20 protein-coding genes and 1 pseudogene are annotated in these 20,706 nt (G+C 38.8%); 19 read left to right on the forward strand and 2 right to left on the reverse strand.

What is annotated here, in order from left to right; genetic code table 11:
- Nucleotides 1-95 precede the first annotated feature (95 nt).
- The 11 genes from AC04Q6_RS14275 to AC04Q6_RS14325 all read left to right on the forward strand — a co-directional run bounded on the left by AC04Q6_RS14275 (nt 96) and on the right by AC04Q6_RS14325 (nt 11,027).
- Nucleotides 96-1,043 carry a 3'-5' exoribonuclease YhaM family protein gene (locus AC04Q6_RS14275; RefSeq protein ID WP_118071685.1) on the forward strand — a complete coding sequence of 316 codons (948 nt, stop codon included), beginning with the start codon at nt 96-98 and terminating at the stop codon, nt 1,041-1,043.
- A gap of 3 nt (nt 1,044-1,046) precedes the next feature.
- Nucleotides 1,047-2,417, forward strand: coding sequence for a 23S rRNA (uracil(1939)-C(5))-methyltransferase RlmD (rlmD, locus tag AC04Q6_RS14280; protein WP_118071686.1), 1,371 nt, complete (start codon nt 1,047-1,049; stop codon nt 2,415-2,417).
- A gap of 238 nt (nt 2,418-2,655) precedes the next feature.
- Entirely contained in the window at nt 2,656-2,856 is a 201-nt protein-coding gene (locus AC04Q6_RS14285; protein ID WP_117557952.1) for a MerR family transcriptional regulator, read from the forward strand.
- Nucleotides 2,853-3,851, forward strand: a complete 999-nt coding sequence (locus tag AC04Q6_RS14290; protein WP_117557950.1) for a ParB/RepB/Spo0J family partition protein — start codon at nt 2,853-2,855, stop codon at nt 3,849-3,851. Before AC04Q6_RS14285 ends, AC04Q6_RS14290 begins: the two co-directional genes overlap by 4 nt.
- 1 nt (nt 3,852) lies before the next feature.
- Nucleotides 3,853-4,251 carry a hypothetical protein gene (locus AC04Q6_RS14295; protein WP_147343512.1) on the forward strand — a complete coding sequence of 133 codons (399 nt, stop codon included), beginning with the start codon at nt 3,853-3,855 and terminating at the stop codon, nt 4,249-4,251.
- A gap of 2 nt (nt 4,252-4,253) precedes the next feature.
- Nucleotides 4,254-5,732 (forward strand): SNF2-related protein, encoded by a 1,479-nt coding sequence (locus AC04Q6_RS14300; protein ID WP_476389748.1) that lies wholly within the window; start codon nt 4,254-4,256, stop codon nt 5,730-5,732.
- Nucleotides 5,733-5,741: 9 nt separating this feature from the next.
- Nucleotides 5,742-6,746: a ParB N-terminal domain-containing protein gene (locus tag AC04Q6_RS14305; protein ID WP_117557944.1), complete on the forward strand. Its 1,005-nt coding sequence runs from the start codon at nt 5,742-5,744 to the stop codon at nt 6,744-6,746.
- 101 nt (nt 6,747-6,847) lie between these two features.
- Nucleotides 6,848-8,866, forward strand: coding sequence for a radical SAM family protein (locus AC04Q6_RS14310; RefSeq protein ID WP_147343513.1), 2,019 nt, complete (start codon nt 6,848-6,850; stop codon nt 8,864-8,866).
- An 11-nt stretch (nt 8,867-8,877) separates the two neighbouring features.
- Nucleotides 8,878-10,326 (forward strand): ATP-binding protein, encoded by a 1,449-nt coding sequence (locus tag AC04Q6_RS14315; RefSeq protein ID WP_173740230.1) that lies wholly within the window; start codon nt 8,878-8,880, stop codon nt 10,324-10,326.
- A gap of 122 nt (nt 10,327-10,448) precedes the next feature.
- Complete coding sequence (locus AC04Q6_RS14320; RefSeq protein WP_117598312.1) at nt 10,449-10,709, forward strand: DUF6809 family protein; 261 nt, start codon at nt 10,449-10,451, stop codon at nt 10,707-10,709.
- Nucleotides 10,710-10,772: 63 nt separating this feature from the next.
- Nucleotides 10,773-11,027, forward strand: a complete 255-nt coding sequence (locus tag AC04Q6_RS14325; protein WP_118071690.1) for a hypothetical protein — start codon at nt 10,773-10,775, stop codon at nt 11,025-11,027.
- Nucleotides 11,028-11,082: 55 nt separating this feature from the next.
- On the opposite strand, the gene AC04Q6_RS14330 is transcribed toward AC04Q6_RS14325, so the two are convergent.
- Nucleotides 11,083-11,205 carry a hypothetical protein gene (locus AC04Q6_RS14330; RefSeq protein WP_255820990.1) on the reverse strand — a complete coding sequence of 41 codons (123 nt, stop codon included), beginning with the start codon at nt 11,203-11,205 and terminating at the stop codon, nt 11,083-11,085.
- Here AC04Q6_RS14330 and AC04Q6_RS14335 point away from each other — a divergent pair.
- Nucleotides 11,173-11,601: a DUF6040 family protein gene (locus tag AC04Q6_RS14335; protein ID WP_242997051.1), complete on the forward strand. Its 429-nt coding sequence runs from the start codon at nt 11,173-11,175 to the stop codon at nt 11,599-11,601. The two genes, AC04Q6_RS14330 and AC04Q6_RS14335, sit on opposite strands and share 33 nt — an antisense overlap.
- Before the next feature lie 168 nt (nt 11,602-11,769).
- On the opposite strand, the gene AC04Q6_RS14340 is transcribed toward AC04Q6_RS14335, so the two are convergent.
- A complete protein-coding gene (locus tag AC04Q6_RS14340) occupies nt 11,770-12,552 on the reverse strand; it encodes a DegV family protein (RefSeq protein WP_334292217.1) in 783 nt (260 codons plus the stop codon).
- A 198-nt stretch (nt 12,553-12,750) separates the two neighbouring features.
- Between AC04Q6_RS14340 and AC04Q6_RS14345 the strand changes: the two genes are divergently transcribed.
- The 7 genes and pseudogenes from AC04Q6_RS14345 (at nt 12,751) to AC04Q6_RS14375 (ending at nt 20,579) form a co-directional block, all read left to right on the forward strand.
- Complete coding sequence (locus AC04Q6_RS14345; protein ID WP_118071959.1) at nt 12,751-13,479, forward strand: TetR/AcrR family transcriptional regulator; 729 nt, start codon at nt 12,751-12,753, stop codon at nt 13,477-13,479.
- A 170-nt stretch (nt 13,480-13,649) separates the two neighbouring features.
- On the forward strand, nt 13,650-14,057 hold the full coding sequence (gene tnpA, locus AC04Q6_RS14350; protein WP_118071958.1) for an IS200/IS605 family transposase: 408 nt from the start codon (nt 13,650-13,652) through the stop codon (nt 14,055-14,057).
- Entirely contained in the window at nt 14,054-15,157 is a 1,104-nt protein-coding gene (locus AC04Q6_RS14355; RefSeq protein ID WP_118071957.1) for an RNA-guided endonuclease TnpB family protein, read from the forward strand. The genes tnpA and AC04Q6_RS14355 overlap by 4 nt, the downstream gene beginning before the upstream one ends.
- A gap of 197 nt (nt 15,158-15,354) precedes the next feature.
- Nucleotides 15,355-16,044, forward strand: coding sequence for a response regulator transcription factor (locus AC04Q6_RS14360; RefSeq protein ID WP_118071956.1), 690 nt, complete (start codon nt 15,355-15,357; stop codon nt 16,042-16,044).
- The gene (locus AC04Q6_RS14365; RefSeq protein ID WP_118071955.1) at nt 16,020-17,285 is read left to right on the forward strand and encodes a sensor histidine kinase; all 1,266 of its coding nucleotides are present in this window, start codon (nt 16,020-16,022) and stop codon (nt 17,283-17,285) included. The genes AC04Q6_RS14360 and AC04Q6_RS14365 overlap by 25 nt, the downstream gene beginning before the upstream one ends.
- A gap of 177 nt (nt 17,286-17,462) precedes the next feature.
- Nucleotides 17,463-18,138 (forward strand): annotated as a pseudogene (locus AC04Q6_RS14370) (ABC transporter ATP-binding protein).
- Nucleotides 18,135-20,579, forward strand: a complete 2,445-nt coding sequence (locus tag AC04Q6_RS14375; protein ID WP_118071953.1) for an ABC transporter permease — start codon at nt 18,135-18,137, stop codon at nt 20,577-20,579. The pseudogene AC04Q6_RS14370 and the gene AC04Q6_RS14375 overlap by 4 nt, the downstream one beginning before the upstream one ends.
- Nucleotides 20,580-20,706 lie beyond the last annotated feature (127 nt).

The following is a 20,706-nucleotide window of genomic DNA, read 5'->3' on the forward strand; positions in this document are numbered from 1 at the left end:
AGAAAAAGGCTGGCGGTGAATGCAAAGTGTGAAGTGGACGGGGAAGTGAGTATGTCCGCTTTAAAAGTAAAAAAGAACAGAAAGGCAAGAATTTTATGCGTTTTTTAAATGAATTACATGAGGGAGACAGAGTAAACGGGATCTATCTCTGCAAACAGAAACAGGCAGCTACAACAAAGAACGGAAAGCCCTATGAAAATCTGATCCTTCAGGATAAAACAGGTGTGATCGATGGTAAGATCTGGGACCCAAATTCTCTGGGAATCGATGATTTTGATACACTGGATTACATTGAGATCAGGGGAGATGTGACAAGTTTTGCAGGTGCCATGCAGCTGAATATCAAGAGAGCACGCAAGGCAGGAGAAGGGGAGTATGATCCGGCAGATTATCTTCCTACCAGTGAGAACAGTGTGGATGATATGCAGAGCCAGCTACGAGAGCTTATCAACAGTGTGAAGAATCCCTATCTTTCCCAGCTTCTGAAGAAGCTTTTTGTAGAAGATCAGGAATTTATGAAAGTGTTTGAAGGACATTCCGCAGCCAAGACCGTACATCATGGATTTATCGGCGGACTGATGGAGCACACCCTTGGAGTGACACGTCTCTGTGATTACATGGCAAATGCGTATCCGCTTTTGAACCGTGATCTTCTGATCACAACCGCTCTTCTTCATGATGTGGGCAAGACCAAGGAGCTTTCTGCTTTTCCTATGAATGATTATACAGATGAGGGACAGCTTCTGGGACACATTGTGATCGGGGCACAGATGGTACATGATCTTGCAAAAGAGATCCCGGATTTTCCGGAGAAGCTTGAGAACCAGGTGATCCACTGCATTCTTGCCCATCACGGTGAGCTGGAGTACGGTTCTCCCAAGAAACCGGCACTTGCAGAGGCAGTAGCTCTGAATCTGGCAGACAATACCGATGCAAGAATGGAGACATTGACAGAGATTTTCCACGCAGACAAGGGCAAAAAAGAATGGCTCGGTTACAACCGTCTTTTTGAGTCCAATTTAAGAAGAACAGGAGATATTTAATAGATGGAATTCCGTAAAAACGATATACTAACTTTGGATATAGAGGATTGCGGAGTTGACGGTGAAGGTATCGGGAAAGCCGATGGCTTCACCGTTTTTGTGAAAGACGCCGTGATCGGAGACAGGATCAGCGCCAAGATCATCAAGGCAAAAAAGAACTACGGCTATGGCCGTCTGATGGAGGTGATCACACCGTCCCCGTACCGTGTGAAACCTGCCTGCTCCATTGCCCGCCAGTGCGGAGGATGCCAGCTTCAGGCATTATCCTACGAGCAGCAGCTGAAATTCAAGGAGAAAAAAGTCCGTGGACATCTGGAGCGGATCGGCGGTTTTGAGGATTTTCCGATGGAACCGATCATGGGAATGGAAGAGCCCTACCATTACCGCAACAAGGCACAGTTCCCGGTAGGAAAAAATAAAGACGGAAAGATCATCACCGGTTTTTATGCAGGAAGGACCCACTCTATTATTGACAACCGGGACTGTATTCTGGGAGTGAAACAGAATAAGGATGTTTTGGACCGTGTGATCGGCCACATGGAAAAATATCATGTCCAGCCTTACGATGAGACGACAGGCAAAGGCCTTGTACGCCACATTATGATCCGCTATGGTTTCCATACAGATGAGATGATGGTCTGTCTGATCTTAAACGGAGATAAGATCCCGGCAGAAAAAGCTCTGGTGGACTCTTTGTGTGAAATTCCGGAAATGACCAGCATCACCATCAATGTCAATAAAAAACGGAACAATGTGATCCTGGGAGATCAGCTTCGTCTCCTCTGGGGACAGTCCTATATAACGGACAGTATCGGAAATATCTCCTATCAGATCTCGCCGCTGTCCTTTTTCCAGGTCAATCCCATCCAGACCGAAAAACTGTACGGAAAGGCCCTGGAGTACGCAGGTCTCACCGGAAATGAAACAGTCTGGGACCTGTACTGTGGAATCGGAACCATCTCCCTGTTCCTGGCTCAGAAAGCAAAATTCGTCCGCGGCGTGGAGATCGTACCACAGGCCATTGACAATGCAAGAGAGAATGCGAAGCTCAATGGCATTGAGAATGTAGAGTTTTTTGTCGGAAAAGCAGAGGAAGTGCTGCCGAGAGAGTATGAGAAGAATGGCGTTTATGCAGACGTTATCGTGGTAGACCCGCCACGGAAGGGCTGTGATGAGGTACTTCTGAATACGATCCTTAAGATGAAACCGGAGAGGGTTGTTTATGTGAGCTGTGATAGTGCTACGTTAGCCAGGGATCTGAAGGTGCTTTGTGCGGAGGATTATGAGTTGATGCGGGTTTCTACTACGGATATGTTTCCGCAGAGTACGCATGTCGAGACGGTCTGTTTACTCTCGAGAAAAGCCCCAGTTTAAGTGGGTTTCCGGCGATTATCGCAGGATATGAACCTGTGTTTTTAGCGAAAAATTATGAGAATATAGAATTTCCCCACAAGGGGTGTAAGTAAAATCCGCGGACAACTGCTTGTGCGCCGAAACTTTATCGGCATAAAGCGTGTCCGCGGATTTTACCATTTGTACAAGATATTCCATTGAAAGTGTTCCTCTAAAGGATTATAATAAATATGTTGTCATTGTAATATGGAGGAAGTATATGGAACTTTTAACAACAACCGAAATGGCAAAAAAGTGGGGGCTCTCCAGACGAAGAGTAACAACATACTGTACAAATGGGCGGATCGAAGGAGCGATTATGAAGGGAAATACATGGCTAATACCTGATAATGCGATAAAGCCTGAAGATCCCAGGCGTACAAGAAAAAATAGTGATGAGATAGAGGAGGGCGCTAAATGAGTTCATATACTGAGATTGATACAGCTTTATTAGATTTGGATTTTACAAATCCGCGTATACAAAATTATTTACAAAACTATCCGGAAGAAAGCAGATCAGGAGAATTACTTGCTATGCTGCTAGGAACTGGAACTGACAGTTGTGCAAGTTTAAAGGAGTCTATCAAGGAGCATGGTGGAATCATTAATCCAATTATTGTAAATCACTTTCCGGATGGCAGATACGTAGTTATCGAGGGTAACACTCGTCTGCAAATATATAGAGATTTTATTAGGGACAATGTGCCAGGAAATTGGAATAAAATCAGGGCTATCATCTATGAGAATCTCGAAAATAATGAAATGCACTCAATTCGGTTACAGGCACATTTGGTTGGACCAAGAGATTGGGATGCTTATGCCAAGGCGAAATATTTAACCTTTCTTTCGGACGAAGAGAAAATGCCTATGAAAGAACTTTTGGCGTATTGTGGTGGATCCTCAAAAGCATCAGAAATTCGCTACATGATTCAAGCATATAAAGATATGAGAGATATATATGCTCCACTATGTGAGGATGACACACAGTTCGATCAAAAGAAATTTTCCGGCTTTGTTGAATTACAAAAAAAGAATGTTGTGGAAAGTCTTCAGCTACATGGATATGACAAAACTGATTTTGCACAATGGATGGTAGATGAAAAATTCTCTCGATTAGAAGACGTGAGACGATTACCACAGATTCTGAATAGTAAAAGAGCAAGGCAGGCTTTTTTAAAGCATGACACGGCTGCGGCTAAGAAAATTTTAGAAGCTGAGGATATCACACCGGATTCTCTGAAAAATGTTACCTACGAGATGTTGGCCAATGAACTTTCAAAGAGAATGTTTGACATTACACATGTGGAGGTCCTTAAGCTAAAAACAGATGCTGAGTATGAGGAAAAATTAAACGCACTACGAAAAGTAGTTGAGACAGTGCAGAGCATAGTCTTAGATGAAATTGATGGTAACTGATATGGGAGAATCAAATAAGCATAAGGTTTTAGTTGAATACGCCTTAAGATTTATTAAAGATAGCGTTGGGGAGGAGTTGAGTTATTTTATCGAAACCGATATTAATGATGGACGACCGCTTCCTCAATTGACAATGGAAGGATACAGACCAGACGTATTTTTTGAATACAACGGTGTTATGTTTATAGGAGAGGCAAAAACAAGTGATGACATTTTGAGAGAACATAGTATAAATCAATATTACTCATACTTGAAAAAATGTTCATTAAACCAGGGACATGCAACATTTGTTTTGGCAGTTCCTCTTGAAGACCGGGCCAGGGCAAATAATATTCTTGGAAAAATCAAGAAAGAAATACCTGGGGATTATGAAGTAAAAGCGATTGGAATGATTGTATAGTTATGAAAAGTAACAAGTTAAAACGAGAGCCTAAATATATAGCCAAATTTAAGGCTTTTCCGTATCAGCAAGAAGCTGTAGATGCGGTGAAAGATTTAGAATATGCTGCGATTTTTCATGAGCAAGGATTGGGTAAAACTAAAATTGCCATTGATGTGCTTTTATATTGGCTGTCAGAGTGTTCGATGGATACTGCTTTAATTGTTACCAAAAAACAGCTGGTTGCAAACTGGGTTAACGAGTTTAAAGACCATACTTCGATAAAACCTGCAGTGTTAAATACAGATAAAAATAATAACTACCGAATTTTTTGTGGACCATACAGAGTGGTGTTGACAAATTTTGAGACTCTAGAAACAGAAAAACAACAATTCGAATTGTATTTGAAAGTTAGAAATGTCGGGATAATTATTGATGAGTCTGCAAAATTGAAGAATCCTAATTCAAAATTAACAAAGACCTATTTTGAGTTGGCTCCGTTGTTTCAGCGAAGAATTATAATGACAGGTACACCTGTAGCCAATAGACCATATGATATCTGGGCACAGATATATTTTTTGGACTTTGGAGAAAGTCTGGGGGCTGATTTTAACGAGTTTAAAAAGGAAACAGACCTTAGCAATAAACTTAGTAGAAATACTGATTTACAGGAAGAGTTTGAAGATAATATTTCCCAGATTTTTAATAGGATAAGTTCTTTTACAGTTCGCGAAACAAAAAATAGTGGAATCATTACACTGCCGGATAAAGTATATATACAGGAAGTTACAGAATTCAATCGTATGCAAGAGGAGTTGTACGAGCGGATAAGAACTGAATTATATGCTGAAGTGGTAAGAGATGGTGAAAGATATATTGATGATTCCTCTGCAATTGTCAAGCGTCTACTTCGCTTAATACAGGTTACATCAAATCCCAAATTGGTAGACGAGGAATGCGAAGCATCTGCAAAGGAGCCTTTGTTGGATGAACTTATTCAAAAAATATTGGCAAATGGTGAAAAATGTATTGTATGGAGTAATTTTATTGAGAATATAGATTACTTCACTAAAAAGTATCAGGATTTAGGTGCTGTAAAAATACATGGGAAAATGAATATGGATGCTAGAAATCGTTCTGTCCAAAAATTTCATGATGATGATATTCGTATTCTCTTTGCAACTCCAGCATCTGCAAAAGAAGGTCTGACACTAACAATGGCTAATCATGTTATTTTCTATGATAGAGGTTTCAGCCTAGATGATTATTTGCAGGCACAGGATAGAATACACCGCATTTCACAGAAAAAAACATGCTATGTTCATAATATTATTATTAAGGACAGTATAGATGAATGGGTTGACTTATTATTGAAAGCTAAGCAAAATGCAGCGGAATTATCACAGGGAGATATCAGCTTAGGAGATTATCAAGGCGTGGCTGATTATAGTTTTGGAGATATTGTAAAAAGCATTTTGGGATTTGAAGAAGTAAATGAATAAGGTGGCAGTATGGGAATAAGAGTTATTGGACAGAAAAAGTTTGAAGTTACCGAAACAGAATTATTACAACAAGATTTATTGTTTTACCTTGATAATCCTAGAGTATATTCGGTATTGCATGAAAATGGACACGATAATCCGACTCAGACAGAAATTGAAGAGATAATGTGTTCACTGGACCATGTTAAGAGTTTGAAGTCACAAATCATGCAAAATGGTGGCCTTATTGAGCCGCTGATAGTGGTCAAACGAAAAGATAGATATGTTGTGTTGGAGGGAAATAGCCGCCTGGCAGCATACAGAATCTTAGCAAAAAATGACCCGCTTAAATGGTCTAGAGTCTTGGTGCAGATATTACCAGAGGATATTTCTGACTCAGATATATTTACACTTCTCGGTACATTCCATTTAAATCCTAAAAAGGATTGGAGTAAATTTGAACAAGCCGCCTATATTTATAGACAAAAGAAGGAATTGGGATGTTCGGATTCCGCCTTGGGAAAACAAGTGGGTATTTCAGCGATAACTGTAAAAAAATACTGTGAGATATATGGCTTGATGGTAGAGCATAATGATACTCATCAATCTCATTGGAATATGTATGAGCAGTATGTACAGAACAAAGGCATTAAACAATATCGAAACACTTATCCAGAGATGGATTCGTTTTTCGCAAAGCAGGTAAAGACAGGGGAAATTGTCAGAGCTCAGGACGTAAGAGATATACTGGGAAAAATTGCTTCTGATGAGGGTAAAAGTTCAACGCATATAATGCAGGATTATATTAAAGGTGATATCGACTTAGAAGAGGCCCATGCACGTTTTGAGGCCACCGGAAGAAGCGGTGACAACTATGAAAAAGTAAAAAAATTTCAGAGATTAATTTCAGAAAAAGATTTTTGCGATGAGTTAAAAAAAGAGGCTGTTGGCAATAGTAAAGACATATTATTTTCATTGAGAAAAATTAATACAGCAGTAACTCAGTTAATGAAAGAAATTGATAAGAAAAAATAGTAGAGAAGTCAGGGATCGACAAATCAAAAGAAAATGGTTATAATGAAACCGTTCTGGTGATAGCGCTCCAGGACGGTTTCACTATGCGTAGGAGTTTAATCGTGGAAGATATATTGTTAATTGAACCGGCATACAAAAATAAATACCCACCAATCGGGCTAATGAAAATTGCGTATTTTCATCGTTATATCATGCACGATTATGTAAGATTCGCAAAGGGAAGATTACCGGAGGGACTAGAAAATAAAAAATGGGATAGAGTATATGTAACTACTCTTTTTACCTTCGAGTGGGAAAATACAAAAAAAGCATTACAATATGCGCTGTCTGTAGTAAAACCAGGCGGAAAGGTTTTTACGGGAGGTATCCTGGCAACACTGCGGCCGGAGTGGATTGCAAAGGAATTTCCTACTGTAATAAATAATACCGGACTTCTTAATCACGAAGGTACCCTTGGATTAAAAGGGGAGGAGTGTATCGACACACTTCCTTTGGATTACGGGATATTGGACGATATAAAGGATGAGTATAAATATCCTGCGGAGGATGCATACTTTACATATATGACTAGGGGCTGTGGTATGAACTGTACTTTTTGTGCGGTTAAAACATTGGAACCTACATATGAGCCATATGTATCTATTTCAGATAGTATTAAGAGAATTGATAAAGAGTTTGGACCAAAACGAGACCTTTTGTTGATGGATAATAATGTTTTGAGATCTCCCAAATTTGATCAAATAATTGATGAGATAAAAGCATTAGGATTTGAAAAAGGTGCAACATTTGTAAATCCGAAAACAGGAAAAACTGTTGTAAGACATGTTGATTTCAACCAGGGGTTAGATGCATTTTTACTTAATGAGCATAAAGCACAAAGGTTAGGAGAATTAGCAATAAAACCAGCACGTATCGCCTTTGATCATATTGAAGATGAAGATGTATATGTGCGCGCGATTACATTGTGTGCAAGGGCAGGGATTGATCATATGTCCAATTACCTTTTATACAATGGAGAGGATTTCACTGGTAAAGGGCACTCTTATCATGCGGATACACCAGAGGACTTATTCTATCGCATGCACCTGACTATGGAGCTTGGCGAAAATTTAACCGAGGAGCTGGGAAGAAAAATTGCTATTTTTTCGTTCCCTATGAGATATATTCCGCTAGATAATGATCAAAGAGGATTTATTGGTGCTAATTGGAATGCAAAATATCTTCGAGCTCTACAGTGCATGTTGATACCAACACAGGGAAAAGGTATCCAGGGAAGATCCTTCTTTGAGGCAGATTTTGGTAAGACAGCCGAAGACTTCGTGATGTATCTTGCAATGCCTGAAAGATTGTTAAATAAACGTGGTCATTTTGTAGAAAGAAAAGATGAGCCGAAATTTGAAAGAGAGATTCGGTATACACAGTGGTCTGAAAATAGACATCTTATCGACACCTGGATGAAGTATTATTCGATGTTCGAGAAGGATACAGTTCTGGAATATATTGGGTGTAATAGATTTAGCGTGGAAACGTTAGACAAAATTGAAAATGAAGAACTGAAAAAATTGTATTTTTTTTATCTTACGCCAAGTGCAACAATTCGAGTATTCTCGGATTGCACGGAGGATACAAAAAGAATAATTAGCACATTTATTTTAGAAGAACTCCCGTTTATGTATTCTCGTATCGTTGAAACGATACTGAGTTCGAAACCGGGATACAAAGTAATCGCCGGTATACTTGAAAATTTTGGGGAAAAAGTATGTACAGATTTGTTGAAAAAAATCGATCTGTTCAGCGGGCATGATAATGATAAATTAACGATGCTAATAAAGGCAAACAAATCCAAACGCTTAGTTGATTTTGATTTCTCATTATTACAGTTCATTCCATATTTTCACGTGAGTAATTTGCTTTCAAAACAAGAGGAGCAGATTATTATGAACAGCGCATACGAATTAAAAGAGGCGCCAATAAGAAAAATTCTATTATTACATTTGGATGAATTGAAAGATGTATTAATAAAGACAAATGGCGCTCAGCCTGGTGATACACAAATAATTTCTGTAATAGAAGAACAGATTAAAGAACTGTATCATCAGATAAGTATATTTGAATTATAGGAGACAGAATAGTGGAGCATCAGTTATTAATTGGAAAGTTCACACTAGAGTCCCTTACAAGCGGATTGTATGTATCTCCGTTAGACTTATATAGGGAGTATGTACAAAACGCAGCCGATTCAATTGACGAGGCTCTTGAGCAGGGGATTCTAAAGAAAGGAGAAGAAAAGATCTCAATTACGGTTTCAGAATCTGAAAGGATAATAAAGATTTCAGATAATGGAACTGGCGTTGGAGCAAATGATATTTACTCAAATCTTATAGATATAGGAAATTCCAAGAAAAGACATTCTAATAGTCGAGGCTTTAGGGGAATTGGAAGATTATCAGGATTAGGATATTGTCAGAAGTTGAAATTTTTGACATCTATCCATGGAGAAGAAAAGGCATCCTGTATTATATATGATGCTGAAAAATTAAAGTACTTACTCTCTCCACAAGTGGACAGTCGTGATTCGATTGATCAAGTTTTATCAAGTGTTCTCACAATTGAAGAAATACCCGAGCGTATTAATAAGCATTACTTTTCAGTTGAGCTTTACGGAGTAGTCCCAGAAAGTGATTTGCTGAATGATTCCGAGGTGGTCCCGTATTTACAACAGAATCTTCCGGTTCCGTTTTCTAGAGACTTTGTATGGGGCTCAATGATAAAACAAAAGTTGGTCCAGATGGAGGTTGAACTTGCGGAATATAATGTGGAGTTGAGAACAGACCGTACGGTAATAGATATTTGCAAACCGTACAAGAATAAAATACTTGCTGATAGGATAAGAAAAATAAATGATTCTATATCAGATATTAACTTCGTGCCCTTTTATTCTGGCGAAAAAGTTACGGCTATGCTTTGGTATGCGGAGACAAACTTTTTAGGAACCGTTTTGGATAAAGATATAAAGGGAATTAGGATCAGGCAAGGAAATATTCTTATTGGTGACGAGAATACATTAAGGAAATGTTATAAAGAGGAACGATTTAATAGCTGGATGGTTGGAGAGTTGCTTGTCTTTAATGAAGATATCATTCCGAATACAAGACGAGATGACTATGAAAAAAATAGTGCCTATAAAGAACTGCTTAGTCAGTTCACGGAATGGGCTAATGAAATGTCAAGGCAGATACGTCACCGATCTTACGAAAGAAGTTTAACTCAGAGCGATAAGAAATTTTTGTCTGATGAAAGTGTTACGGATGTAGATGGAGTGGACATTTCTCTTGGGACAGAATTAGATAGTTATGATATGGATGATTCTGATTCGGTTGCCAATACAGATCTGCTCAGTAAGTTATCACTGCTTATGGATATGGGAAAAAAGAAAACAAAATATAATGTTTTGAATCTTAATAGTAAGTTTACAGTCGACCAGAAGCAGACGCTAGAGCATGTTTTTGATGCATTGTATGCAAAATATACTAATGCCAAAGCTAATGATATTATCCAGACAATAATCGATTCGTTTTAATTCTAAAATTGACAAAAGAACATATGTTTGACCTAATAACATTAGGTTCGCTACCTAGGGTTTTTTATATTTTGTTAAACAGGCCGATCAATATTTATCCCGGTATTGGAGGTGTGATTGACATGGAATTGGAAGAATGCATCAAAGATAATTTTGATGAGTCACTTCGTGTGTATATTCAGTCTCAAGAATATACCCGACTTAAGCAGCAGGAAGATAGGCTGTTATCATATTTGCAAGCAGGGTTAAGTGATATGCAGAAGCAGCAACTTGGAGCATACATGGACGCAACTACGGAAGTACATAGTGCATTAGCGTCTCAGGATTACGTGAATGGAGTTGTTGATGGTATCGCTTTACGAGAGAAGGTAACAGCAAAATAGGTTGTAAGGATGACCAGCTTTGATTTCCCTTTGAGCTGGCCTTTTCTTTTGTAGGAGGCATTTATGGCAGCAGGATATAAAGCAGGCGATAAAGCCTATATTGTAGAAAGTAATAGGATAGTCCGGGAGTGTACGGTGGTGCGCCCGGCTGGAAATTTGATTATTATAAGATTTGAAAATGGCGGTGGGATCCAGGTAAACAAGAATAGGTTGTTTGCCACAAAAGAAGCTGCAGAGGAGAGCATATCAAAGGCCGAGCCAAAGCCGGTGGTAGCACAGCAGCGAGGGTATCGTTCACCTTATGATTATTGGCATTAAAATAAGCTAGTGAATTCCAGTTTGGTTTTCACTAGCTTTCTGTCTTTTCTGTATTCTATTTTTCATAGGCTTCTTCTCTGGAATAGCCTCGTTCAATACCAGCATCGTAAGATGCCTCGGCAAGACAGGCATATTCATCTGATAAATGATTGAGGAGACGGGTAAAGTATGCCTTCATGTGGTCCGGCAACTGCTCAATTTCTTCAAAATTCCATATATATGGTATGTGCGATTTTGTGACTGGCTGGTATATCCGACTTATGATAACGGATTCAATCAGAAAATAGCATATACAGGAAAAGAGGCATGGATTAACAGAATTCTGGCAATCGTAGCTGTACTTTTTATATTGGCAATTATGATAGTGATAATCGTGGAAGTAATAAAACGATACAAAAGAATGTGGGATGAAATTTCGCAAATGTTTTTAGTTGGAAGTCTTTCTGGGATAGCAGTACTTGGAGATATAATCAGAGGATATTTGCCTGTGAATTTGATATTGTTATTTGGATTTATCAATGTAGGAATCATGCTGCTACGAGTATATCTTCAAAAGAAATTTGATTATCTGTAAAATGAAATAAGGTGAAAAGGGGAAATCGGCTAATGCCGATTTCTACCTTATCTTTACCGAGGAAAAAAAGTGTGATTGTATTAGGTCCGACATGACTTCCGGTGCAGAAACCATAGGAAGTGTTGATAAAATCTTGTATTTTGATTTTTTATGTATTTGATTTGTTTTTTATCTGAAACTGATACCAATACCTACTGCACCGGGACCAGTATGAACACTGATACTGGCAGAAAGCGGACTGTAAAAAACGTCAGCTTCCGGAAATTTATTGTGGAGCAGAGTCAGCCATTCTTTCTGCTGTGTAGTTGTAAGTCCGGCACCGGCGGCTCCAATATGCAATTTCGACATATCTTGATGGACAAATCTTTTTTCAAGATCAGACTGAATTGCAAGAATCATTTTTTCTTCAGCTCTTTTCATAGAACCACGTGCTTTGGCATAAGAATCCAGCTTTTCGCCCTGGATTGTTAAAATCGGTTTTATGGATAGTACTGTTCCAATCAGAGCTGCCGCAGGGGTGATACGTCCTCCCTTTTTCAGGTATTCTAATGTATTTACAGTAATATAGATGCTTGAATTATAGGCATCAGATTCTAAGGCTGCTTTTATTTCCTTTGCAGAAGCTCCATTCAGGGACATTTCTCTTGCATGGAGCACTGATTCGTACATGGTAACGGAAATTCGATGATTATCAACAACTTCAATTTTTCCCTCATAATCCAGTGAATATCCTGTAGCAGCAGCACAAGAATTGGATAGACCACTTGACATTGGAATGTATACAAGCTCATCATATCCTTCGTCTAAGATTTGACTCCATAAATCCATTACATCACCAGGGGAGGGTTGAGAAGTGGTAATGTGTTTGCTGCTGGAAAGCGCATGGAAAAATTCGGCTTCTGTGATAGTGTCATTTTCATAAAAAGTTGTTTCATCAATAATTATAGGCATATGTATAACATATATTCCAAGTTTTTCGGCGATATTTTAGTAATACCACTGTTTGTGTCAGTCATGATGGCTGTTTTCATAGTGCTTTTCTCCTGATTATTAAAAATACTGTAACTGTTCAGAGCCAGCCTCCAAAATGCTACGCATTTCGTCGGTGTGGCGTATCCGCCAAATAAAATTTCAAAAACAGTTTTAAAAATGCAAGCATTTTATACCTGTTTTTTGAAATTTTGCTTGGCTCTGAACAGTTACAAAATACTAATAGTAAAATATTGGATTGTAAAAAAGAATAAAATACCTTATAATGATGTTACAGATTGTAACATTAAAAGAGAAACATTTCAATATCTACAAGAGAAATATTTCATCAGGAATGGAGTTATAGCGATGAAGAAAAGAATAAGTCAGACCAATATTCAGGTAAAACAGGATATGTACAAAGCACTGCTGCGGCTGATGGGAGATAAAGCATTTTCTTCCATTTCTGTTTCAGATATCACTTCAGAGGCGAATGTTTCCAGAATGTCGTTTTATAGAAATTATAATGCGATAGAGGATATCCTGACGGAACATTTAGTTGAGGTGGTGGAAGAATATAGAGCAAAAGAATCCGATACAGAAAGCAAAACGGTATTCTATGAGAAAAAATATATGCTGCGCTGCTTCAGATTCTTCTATTTGCATCGTGAATTTATAGACGCTCTGATTACAGCCGGAATGGGGGATTTATTTTTAGCAAAAATTACAGAGTATCTTATCCAGAAATGGATTGATGTAGAAAAAGGAACAAGAGAAGAAAATCTGAGAATCAGTGCGTTTGCCGGTGCTATTTATAATATGTATCGGGAATGGAGTAAGGGGGATTTTCTTGAATTGCCAGAGGATGTTGCAACAATTTTATATGATTTAAGAAAACAGACGGGCTAAACCCAGAATAGAGGCGATTATATGTTTAACATAATATAGCAAGAATTCTCCTTCCTCTACAGGTGGGGGATGAATTGCGCAAAAACAAAAAGAACACTTGTTCGATAAAACGATCTATGGTATAATAGAATCAGTCGAAAAGATAATTATTGGAGAAATGGCTGATTTGCATGAAAAAAATAGATCATAATGCGCATTCAGTATATCTGATGTATTATCATCTGATCATGGTGGTGAAATATCGAAGAAAAGTGATTGATAATCCGATTTCAGAAAGAGCAAAAGAGATATGGGAACATATTGCTCCAAGGTATGGGATAGTTCTGGAAGAATGGAATCATGACATTGATCATGTGCATGTAATGTTCCGTGCGCAGCCGAGAACAGAATTTAGTAAATTTATCAATGCTTATAAAAGTGCAAGTAGCAGACTGTTGAAAAAGGAGTATCCAGAGATCAGAGAAAAACTTTGGAAAGAAGCCTTTTGGAGTCAGAGTTTTTGCTTACTGACAGCTGGAGGCGCTCCGGTAGAAGTAATCCGTCAATATATTGAAAGCCAGGGAGAGAAAAAGTATTGAACATAGCATATCGTTTCCAAATTTATCCGACAGAAGAACAGAAGATACTTCTGGGCAAAACATTTGGCTGTTGTCGTTTCCTGTACAATCAAATGCTTAATGATAAGATCCAGGAGTATGAAAAGACGAAGAAAATGTTAAAAAATACACCGGCCATGTATAAAAAGGAATATCCATTTTTGAAAGAAGTAGATTCGCTGGCACTGGCAAATGTCCAGCTTCATCTGGAAAAGGCATATAAGAATTTTTTTCGAGAACCCAAGATTGGATTTCCAAGGTTCAAATCAAAGCATCATTCCAGAAACAGCTATACAACGAATGTGGTCAATGGAAATATCCTGGTGGAAAGTAAGCGGATCAGACTTCCGAAATTAAAATGGGTTGCCATGAAAAAACACAGAGAGCCAGCAGAAGATTTTCGTCTGAAATCAGTGACAGTCAGTATGGAACCATCCGGAAAATACTTTGCAAGCCTGTTGTATGAAGGATACAGCTGTGAAAACCAAGCAGCTGAACCAGATTACAGTACTGCAACGATACTTGGAATAGATTATGCAATGCAGGGGATGGCAGTATTTTCAGAAAAGATTGAGATGGAAGAAGCAGGGTTTTTCAGAAAAAATGAAAAGAGGCTGGCGAGGGAGCAACGAAAGTTGTCAAGATGCGTACGGGGAAGTCATAATTACGAACTGCAGAAAAAGAAAGTTGCCAGATGTCATGAAAAGATACGGAATCAGCGAAGAGATTATCTGCACAAACTTAGTCGAAAGATTGCAGATAGTTTTGATGCAGTTGCAGTGGAAGATATCGATATGAAAGCGATGGGACAGTGCCTGCATTTCGGAAAAAGCGTACAGGATAATGGATATGGAATGTTCAGGGAAATGTTAGACTATAAACTGGCATGGAAAGGAAAGAAAATGGTAAAAGTAGACCGTTTTTTTCCTTCCAGTAAAAAATGCTGTAAATGTGGTAGGATAAAGAAAGAGCTGAAATTATCCGAAAGAGTCTATCACTGTGAGTGTGGAAATAAGATGGACAGAGATCGTAATGCAGCAATCAACATCCGTGAAGAGGCAAGAAGGATGTTGACAGCATAAACTGTCCGTATCCGGACAATAGAAAAACAAGAAAATATGCCCGTGTCCGGGCAAAAGAATCGTGGGGCACGCGAGGATAGCTTGTAGATACTTGGCTCAGTAGAGCCATTGAGCAAGAAGCCCCCACTTCAAAATCAGGGATTTAAGTGGTGGGAGCATGTCACGATGAATAGTTAATAAAGAGAGGTGCATATGCTATGCCAGGTATACTCGTGGTTGAAGATGATGAAAATCTAAATCGTGGAATTACATTTTCACTGAAAAAATCCGGATATGAGGTTTTTTCAGCAGAATCAGTGAAAAAAGCGAAAAGAATTGCAAGTGATAATAATGTGGATGTTACCATTTGTGATGTGAATCTTCCGGATGGGAATGGACTGGAATTTGTAAGGTGGATGAGATGCAATTATAATACATACATTATTTGTCTTACAGCACTAGATCAGGAGATGGATCAGGTTATGGGATATGAAGCAGGGGCAGATGATTATATTACAAAGCCGTTTAGTCTTTCGGTACTTCTTTTGAAAATAGAAGCATATTTCCGCCGCAGACAGGAGAAACCGGAAGCCGGAAAGATGATTTCAGGAGATATCGTATTTATCGCAGGAGAAATGAAAGTCCTGATAAAGAGTCGTGAAATCAGTCTGACAAAAACGGAGTTGAAAATGCTGACTTTTTTTCTTCAGAATCCGAAACAGATTCTTTCAAAAACACAAATATTGGAAAATGTGTTTGATCTGGAAGGGGATTTTGTGGATGAAAATACAATCGCTGTCAATATCAGAAGACTCCGTGAGAAAATCGAAGACAATCCGGCTGCACCGGTCTATATAAAGAATATCAGAGGTCTTGGGTATATATGGAATCAGGAGGTAAGGCAGTGACAAAGAGATATCGCAAGAAGATTACAGTAGTGCTCTCCTTGGTATTACCTGTCATATTATTGTTTGCAATATTAAATTGCTTTACCACGTATGTGTTTTATGAAGATTATAAATATAAAATGAATCTTATGACAGAGATTGCTGCAAAGGAAGAATTTTCCGGGCTGGATGCTGTTTCGGAATTGCTTAAGGATAAGGATATTGAAACTAACGAACAGGGAAGGCGATTATTGGAGCAATATGGATACTGGGGGAATAAAGGGAATGCATTTTATTCGCAATTCCGGCATCAGGTTATGGTGACCGGTGCTGTAAGCACTGTGATATGCGTGCTTCTTTTGACTTTTTTACTTTATTGGAAGAAAAAAGAAGATGCGTGTCATCAGAAAATTTTAGACCAGTTGGAAGAAATTCTGATCAGATTCCGTGAAAATAAATTTGATGATTTACTGAAAACGGAAAATCATGCAGAACTGGAAAAATTGAATGACCAGCTTGAAGCAATCGGACATCATATTCAGTTGATAAAGGAAGAAGCAAGGGCAGAAAAGGAGAACACGAAAGAAATGGTTTCTGATATTTCTCACCAGTTAAAGACACCGGTTGCAGCTTTGGATACATGTTTTAGTGTGCTGATGCAGAATGACTTAAGTGCCACAGAACAGGAGGAGTTTCGTATCCGTTGTCGGAGTGCTCTGGATGGACTGGAGACATTATTGCAGTCGCTTCTTGAAATATCCAAGATGGAAACTGGACTGATTCAGATTAATAAGAAAAAACTTCCGCTTATGGATACTGTCATATCTGCTGTGAACCGCACTTATCCTAAAGCGGATGAGAAAGAAATTGAATTCGTTTTTGACTATGAAAAAGAGCTGGAAACATGCACGATTATGCAGGATAAAAGGTGGCTTGGTGAAGCTGTGATCAACGTTCTGGATAATGCGGTCAAGTACAGTCCGGATGGTTCAAAAATATTTATCCGGTTACAAAAAAGAAACGATCTTGTAAGAATGGAAATTGAGGATCAGGGAATTGGTATTCCGCAGAATGAGTATCACAAAATTTTTCAACGATTTTACAGAGGAAGTTCCAAGGAGGTCATGGAAAAGAGTGGTACAGGAATCGGACTTTTTCTATCGAGAGAAATTATCGAAAAACACGCAGGTACGATTACGGTAACCTCCGGCAAAAAGAAAAAAGGAAGCACGTTTGTGATTCAATTACCATATGTTGGTTAAATTTTAAGTGAGCAGAAATCTTACAATTCTGTAAGATTTCTGCTCGTTTTTTGAAAGTGAAATGAAAGATTGTCCTGATACAATTTGGATGTAGGTTGAAAAATGACCAAATATATAAACAGGCAAAGAAAGCGTGCTGAAAAGGTACGCTTTACAGAATTAAAAAGGAGGCAACACATGAGTGTGATATTAGAAACCAAGCAGCTTTGTAAGTTTTATGGCGCAGGTGAGAATCAGGTCAAAGCGGTCAATCAGGTGGACATTCAGATTGGGCAGGGAGAATTTGTCGCAATTGTTGGAAAGTCAGGTTCCGGTAAAAGTACATTACTTCATATGCTTGGAGGGCTTGATACCCCGACAAAAGGCAGTGTTACTTTAGCAGGGAAAGATTTATACAGGATGAAGGAAGATGCCCTTGCTGTTTTCCGCAGAAGAAAAATCGGATTTGTTTTTTCAGGCATTTAATCTGGTTTCATCTGTTAATGTCTGGGAAAATATTGTACTGCCACTGGGGCTGGATGGAAGAAAAGTGGATGAAGCGTATGTAAATGATATTATTGCAACTCTGGGGATTGAAAACCGGATTTATAATCTGCCAAATCAGTTATCCGGAGGACAGCAGCAGAGAGTAGCAATTGCAAGAGCACTGGTGAATCGTCCGGAAATTATATTTGCAGATGAGCCGACAGGAAATCTTGATTCTAAGACCAGTGATGAGGTAATCGCTCTGCTTAAGATGACAGCAAAAAAATATGGACAGACAATTGTAATGATTACCCATGATGACGAAATTGCACAGGTCGCTGACCGTATTCTGGTGATTGAGGACGGACAGGTGGTGGATTTCAGATGAAGACAATAAGCAGGATTGCATATAGCAATGACAAAAGGAACAGGACAAGAAGTATACTGATCATGATGGCAATCTGTCTGACCACGATGCTGCTTGTTATCATCAGTACCGTGGGAAATGGGGTAATTCATTTACAGAAAAGTCAGGCGGCAGGATCATATGGAAGCAATTATGGTCTGTTTGTTTCCGCAGACGGATCGCAGTTAAAAGAAGTAAACCGCCGTGCGGAAATAGATGCTACAGGCACTATGTGCACCGAAGGTATCATAAAAGGCAATGAAAAAGGCGGGTTTGTCTGCATGGATGAGACTGCAAGAAAAATGCTTCCTTATAATAAAGAATATGAGTTGAAGGAAGGAAAGTATCCGGAAAAAATGCAGGAAATTGCCGCAGGAAGAGCATTTTTTCGTGCAATGGGGTATGGTGATGTAAAGATCGGAGATACGGTTACACTGGATTACCGCGCAGGGATGCAGTCAGAATATAAGCCGGAAGAATTTGTTGTCAGCGGAATCCTATATGATCGGGATGAGTATACCATCGAGGCATCTTATGTTGCTTTCGGATCACAGGAGTTTTATGATGAGCACGTCGCAGAGAATGACAGACAGTATAATATTTATTTTACTTTAAATGATTCTGCAAATGTATCTATGAATAATATTGAGTCGGTTATAAAGCAGATTGCAGCAGCTTGTGGGATCGAAGAAAAAAACGTTATAGTCAATGATCTCTATTTGCAATGGGTCTTGCAGCCGAGTTATGAAACGATTGCGGTATGCGGGGGTTTGATTCTTGCAATTGTACTTTTCTCTGTTGTGGTCATTTATAATATTTTTCAGGTCGGTATTGCCAACAAGATACAGGAGTATGGAAAAATCAAGGCTCTGGGAGCGACAAAAAAGCAGATGAAACAACTGATCTTCAGAGAGGGTATGTTTTTGACAATTTCTTCAATACCAGTTGGATTGCTTCTTGGTTTTCTGATTGCAAAATGCGGTTTTAACTGGCTGGTAGAACAGGGAAACCTTGTATCAACCGGAACTGGCTCTATGGGAGTCCAAAATCAGCAGATGCCACTGTTTTCCCTGCCTGTTATGCTTCTATGTATTTTCGTGTCATTTTTTACCGTTGCTTTGGCGCTGCGTAAACCAATGAAAATTGTTTCACGGATTTCACCTATCGAAGCAACACGGTATTTAGAAAATGCAGAAACACACAAAAAAGGAAAACGAAATGGCAGAAAAAATGTCACCGTGTTTTCTATGGCAATGGCAAATATAACGGGTAATCCAAAAAGAACCATTGGTACCATCCTCACACTGGGGCTTTCCTGCGCATTGTTTGTGATTATCTCTAATTATGTAGGAAATATTGATACGGAGCATGAAGCACGTCTTTCCGTTAATCATGGACAATTTGAACTGCAGCTTGACTATTCTGCTGAGTACGATGAAAGATATCCGGAGAATAATCTGGATACGATTCTGACGGATAATCCATTGAATGATTCAATGATTGAAGAAATCAAAAGCATTCCAGGAGTGACAGATGTCATGGCGAGAGAGATTGTCTCTGTAAATCTGAACGGAACAAGATTTCCGGCTGATATTGTGAGTAAAAATGATTTTGATTTTTTGCGCCAAGACGGGGATATTGGCTCTATGGACTATGATCAGGCGGTAAAGAATGGTGATATTTTCTTTGGTTGGTTGATGTGGATGGAACAAGATGGATATGCTCCGGGTGAATCCATTGCATTTGACTTTGAGAATGGAAGTGAAACCTATACCTATCAGGGAAAGATTGCAGGATCCTTTGTAAGCGCGGACACTTATCTTGTCATTCCGGAAGGTGTATACCGTTCCATGAATCCGAGGGGAACAGCCTATGGCTATCTGTGGGTGGACTGTGATAAAAAAGATGTTGCATCTGTGGAACAAAGTCTGAATACTTTGATTTCTAATACTTCGCATATAAAAATGGATACCTATCATGCACAGTTACAATCTGCAGAATTCACAGCTCGCATGATGAAGCTTGGCTGTTATCTGTTTATGGCGGTTGTAGGACTCATCGGTTTTATGAATATGGCAAACACCATAATCATGAATATTACGACAAAAAAGCAGGAATATGGTGTATTACAGGCTGTGGGTATGACAAATAAACAATTAAATTTATGTCTGCAGTTACAGGGAATGATGTTTACGGTTGGTACCATATGCGTAGCTTTGATCATTGGTCTGCCGCTCGGCTATGCACTTTTTTCCTATGCAAAACATAATGGAATATTTGGAATGAATATCTATCATGTTCCAATCGTACCAATTTTTATTATGATTTTTTTGGTCGGTCTGTTGCAGATTGTACTTTCCTGCGTTTTAAGCAGTAATCTGAAAAAGGAAACGCTGGTAGAAAGAATAAGGTATCAGGGATAGCAAGTAATATGTAATGAACTAGGTCTTAACGAAGAGGAGAAATAGATAACTTCCATTTTGTATGTATGATAAATCTAAACAGTATTTTAGCAACATTTCCTGAGTGGGGGCAGAAAGTGCCCCCACT

The organism is Blautia sp. HA9023, assembly GCF_056504095.1.